The organism is Devosia sp. (genome assembly GCF_034675085.1).
In the GTDB taxonomy this organism is placed as follows: Bacteria; Pseudomonadota; Alphaproteobacteria; order Rhizobiales; family Devosiaceae; genus Devosia.
The window spans coordinates 1-4,169 of sequence record NZ_JAUCDN010000282.1 but is presented as its reverse complement, the minus strand read 5'-3'; the positions used below and the strand labels follow the sequence as shown (position 1 = coordinate 4,169).

The following is a 4,169-nucleotide window of genomic DNA, read 5'->3' as shown; positions in this document are numbered from 1 at the left end:
AGCCGATCAGCAGATAGGAGGCGAGGCCCACGCCTTCCCAGCCGAAGAACATCTGCAGGAAATTGTCGGCCGTCACCAGCATCAGCATGGCGAAGGTGAAGAGCGAGAGATAGGCGAAGAAGCGCGAGCGATGCGGATCGTCGGCCATGTAGCCGATGGAATAGATATGTACCAGGGCCGAGACGGTGTTGACCACCACCAGCATGATCGCGGTCAGCGTATCGACGCGCAAAATCCAGCGCAGATCCATGTCGCCGACCTGGATCCAGCGCATCACCTCGACCTTGACCACTTCGGTGTGCCCGTCGCCAAAGGCGATGGGAAGGAACACGGCCCAGCTCAGCAGCGCCGCAACGACAAGCAGCCCGCTGGTGAGATATTCGCTCGGGCGGTGCCCGATGGTGCGGCCCAGAAGGCCCGCGATCAGCGCGCCGATAAGGGGCAGGAAAACAATCGCCTGGATCATAGCGGTGGTCAGCCCTTCAACGCGTTGACGTCCTCAACCGCGATGGTGCCGCGGTTGCGGTAGAAAGTGACGAGGATGGCAAGGCCGATGGCGGCCTCGGCGGCGGCGACGGTCAGGATTAGCAGGGCGAAAATCTGCCCCTGCAGATCGCTGAGCTGGGCACTGAAAGCCACCATGTTGAGATTGACCGCGAGCAGGATCAGTTCCACCGACATGAGGATGACGATGATGTTCTTGCGGTTGATGAAGATGCCGAACACGCCCAGCGTGAACAGGATTGCCGCTACGGTCAGGTAGTGACCGAGCCCGATACCCAAGCCCATGATTGCCTCCTACAGACCTTGACCGCTCTTGACCTTGACGATTTCCAGCGTCTCGCTGCGCTTCCGCGCCACCTGATCCACCGGATTCTGTCGCTTCACGTTCGGCTTGTGCCGCAGCGTCAGCACGATGGCGCCGATCATGGCAACCAAAAGCACCGCGCCCGCGCCCTGGAACAGGAAAACATAGCGCGTATAGAGCACCAGCCCGATGGCGCGCATGTTATCCACGGTGCCATCGATCGGCAGGGCCGATCCCGCCACGACGTCCGGTGAAACCACGAAGCTTCCCGCCACCAGCAGCAGCTCGAGCAGCAGGATCACTCCCACCAGCACGCCGATGGGCGCATATTGCAGGAATCCCTGGCGCAGCGACGCGAAATCGACGTCCAACATCATGACGACGAACAGGAACAGCACCGCCACCGCGCCCACATAGACCACGATCAGCAGCAGGGCGAGGAATTCCGCGCCCGCCAGCATGAACAGCCCCGACCCATTGAAGAAGGTCAGGATGAGGAACAGCACGGCATGAACGGGATTGCGCGAGGAAATCACCATCACCGCAGACGCAATGGCAATCGCCGAGAACAGATAGAAGAAAAACAGCGGAAGGGTCATGCTCTTCCCTCTCAGCGATACGGCGCGTCGGCGGCCATGTTGGCAGCGATTTCACGCTCCCAGCGGTCGCCATTGGCGAGGAGCTTCTCCTTGGAGAAATACAGCTCTTCACGCGTTTCGGTTGCAAATTCGAAGTTCGGACCTTCCACGATGGCGTCCACCGGGCAGGCTTCCTGGCAGAAGCCGCAATAGATGCACTTCACCATGTCGATGTCGTAGCGCACCGTGCGGCGGGTGCCGTCATTCTGGCGCGGGCCGGCCTCGATGGTGATGGCCTGGGCCGGGCAGATGGCCTCGCACAGCTTGCAGGCAATGCAGCGCTCTTCGCCATTGGGGTAGCGGCGCAGCGCATGTTCACCACGGAAGCGCGGGCTGACATGCCCCTTTTCAAAGGGATAGTTGATCGTCGGTTTGGGCGAGAAGAAATAGCGCATGGTAAGGCCGAAGGCCTTCACCAGCTCGGTGAGCATCAGCGTGTTGATGAACTGGGCGGCACGCATCACGCCATCCCTCCATGCCAGCCCCAGCCCGTGAGCTGAAGAACAAATGCAACAATGACGATCATCGCCAGCGACAGCGGCAGGAACAGCTTCCAGCCGATCCGCATCAACTGGTCGTACCGGTAGCGCGGCACGATGGCCTTGGCCATGGCGAACATGAAGAACACCAGGCTGACCTTGATGACGAACCAGACGACGCCAGGCACCCAGGTGAAGGGCGGCAGATCGATCGGCGCGGCCCAGCCCCCCAGGAACAGGATGGTGGTCATGGCGCACATCAGCAGGATCGAGATGTATTCGCCCAGCATGAACAGCATGTAGGGCGTCGCCGAATATTCGGTCATGAAGCCGGCCACCAGTTCCGATTCACCTTCCACCAGGTCGAAGGGCGGACGGTTCGTCTCGGCCAGCGCCGAGATATAGAACACGATGAACATCGGGAACAGCGGCAACCAGAACCAGTTGAGGAAGCTCAGCCACGGCACACCCAGCAAATGCGCCAGCCCCATTTCGCGCTGCGCAATGACGATATCGCTCAGATTGAGCGAACCCACGCAGAGCAGAACCGTGATGATGACGAGACCGATGGATACCTCGTAGCTCACCATCTGCGCCGCAGAGCGCAGCGAGCCCAGGAACGGATATTTCGAGTTGGACGCCCAGCCGCCGATGATGACGCCATAGACGCCCAGCGAGGAAATGGCGAGGAGGTACAAAATGCCCAGATTGATATCGGCGATGGCCAGGCCCTCGCCCACCGGGATGATCGCCCAGCCGGCCAGAGCCAGCGTCGCGGTCAAAAGCGGAGCGAGCAAAAACAGCACCTTGTCGGAGCCGCCGGGAATGACCGGCTCCTTGAGGGCGAATTTTAGGAGGTCGGCAAAGCTCTGCAACAGGCCGAAGGGCCCCACCACGTTCGGGCCGCGCCGCAATTGCACCGCCGCCCAGACCTTGCGGTCGGCCAGCAGCACGAAGGCGGTGAACAGCAGCAGCGCCACGAGCAGCAGCAGCGCTTTATAAATCAGGCCGATATGAACGCCCCAGCCCAGAACGGGAATGCCGAGCAGATAGTCGAGCGCGGAGAGAATAAAGTCCATGGGGCTCCCCTACTCCGCAGCCTGGCGCAGGCCCGCCGCCAGGGCAGCGCATTCGCCCATGGTGGCCGACGCACGCGCGATCGGATTGCTGAGATGGAAATCGGAAACCGGCGAAGCGAACGGCGCCGACTTGGTCTTGATGCCGGCCTTGGCCAGCTTGGCGATATCGGCCACCGAGCCGGGCGCAATGGCGTCGATCCCGGCCAGATGCGGGAATTCGGCATGAAGCGCGGCGCGAAGCTGCGTCAGCGAATTGAAGGGCAAAGGCTGGCCGAGGGCGCCGGACAGCGCCCGGATGATGGCCCAGTCTTCCTTGGCGTCGCCCGGAGGGAACACGGCGCGCGTGGTGACCTGCACCCGCCCCTCCGTATTCACATAGGTGCCCGACTTTTCGGTATAGGTCGCTGCCGGCAGGATAACGTCGGCGCGATGTGCCCCGGCATCGCCGTGCGAGCCAATATAGACCACGAAGGCCTTGCCCATCGCCGACATGTCGTATTCGTCGGCGCCGAGCAGGAAGAGCATGTCGAGTTCGCCCTTGCCGGCCAGCGCGATCTGGTCGGCCGAGCAGACGCCGCCATCATGGGGCACGAAGCCGATATCGAGCCCGCCGACACGGCTGGCAGCATTGTGCAGCAGCGCAAAGCCGTTCCAGCCTTCAGCGACGTTGGCGCCGGTGGCCAGCTTGGCGGCCAGCGCGATCGTGTCGCGGCCCGCCTGCTTGCCGAGGCTGGCGTGGGACACCGCCCCCTCGCCCACGATGATAAGCGGGCGCTGGGCGTTCCTGAGCGCTTCGGCAAAGGCGAGCTTGCCGTCGGCCAGCTGGGCCAGCGTCTCGAATCCGGCGCCGAGATACTCGTAATCATAGGTCAGGTCGGCCTGCTCACCGATCACGGCGATGGGCAGGTTGCGAGCGCGCCAAGTCTTGCGGATGCGGGCATTGAGCACCGCCGCTTCCTTGCGCGGATTGGAGCCGATGATGAGGATGGCGTCGGCCTGCTCAATCCCGGCAATGGTGGGATTGAACAGATAAGCCGAGCGCGGCATGGACGGATCGATGCCCGACATGGCGGGGCGCACGTCGGTCATGCCCGAGCCGATCGAGGCCAGCAGCGCCTTGAGCGCATACATTTCCTCGACGGCGGCCAGATCGCCGGCAATGGCG

General features: G+C 62.6%; 5 protein-coding genes and 1 pseudogene. All 6 read right to left on the bottom strand.

The window, feature by feature from the left end; translation table 11 throughout:
- Nucleotides 1–466 (bottom strand): annotated as a pseudogene (locus VDP82_RS14720) (NADH-quinone oxidoreductase subunit L); the annotation flags it as partial.
- Between the two features lie 8 nt (nucleotides 467–474).
- Nucleotides 475–783 (bottom strand): NADH-quinone oxidoreductase subunit NuoK, encoded by a 309-nt coding sequence (gene nuoK / locus VDP82_RS14715; RefSeq protein ID WP_323015588.1) that lies wholly within the window; start codon nucleotides 781–783, stop codon nucleotides 475–477.
- A 15-nt stretch (nucleotides 784–798) separates the two neighbouring features.
- On the bottom strand, nucleotides 799–1,407 hold the full coding sequence (locus tag VDP82_RS14710; RefSeq protein WP_323015586.1) for an NADH-quinone oxidoreductase subunit J: 609 nt from the start codon (nucleotides 1,405–1,407) through the stop codon (nucleotides 799–801).
- A gap of 11 nt (nucleotides 1,408–1,418) precedes the next feature.
- On the bottom strand, nucleotides 1,419–1,907 hold the full coding sequence (nuoI, locus tag VDP82_RS14705) for an NADH-quinone oxidoreductase subunit NuoI (RefSeq protein ID WP_323015587.1): 489 nt from the start codon (nucleotides 1,905–1,907) through the stop codon (nucleotides 1,419–1,421).
- Complete coding sequence (gene nuoH / locus VDP82_RS14700) at nucleotides 1,907–3,004, bottom strand: NADH-quinone oxidoreductase subunit NuoH (protein WP_323015585.1); 1,098 nt, start codon at nucleotides 3,002–3,004, stop codon at nucleotides 1,907–1,909. Before nuoH ends, nuoI begins: the two co-directional genes overlap by 1 nt.
- A gap of 9 nt (nucleotides 3,005–3,013) precedes the next feature.
- The coding region (locus tag VDP82_RS14695) for a molybdopterin-dependent oxidoreductase (protein WP_323015584.1) at nucleotides 3,014–4,169 on the bottom strand (1,156 nt) is incomplete at its 5' end.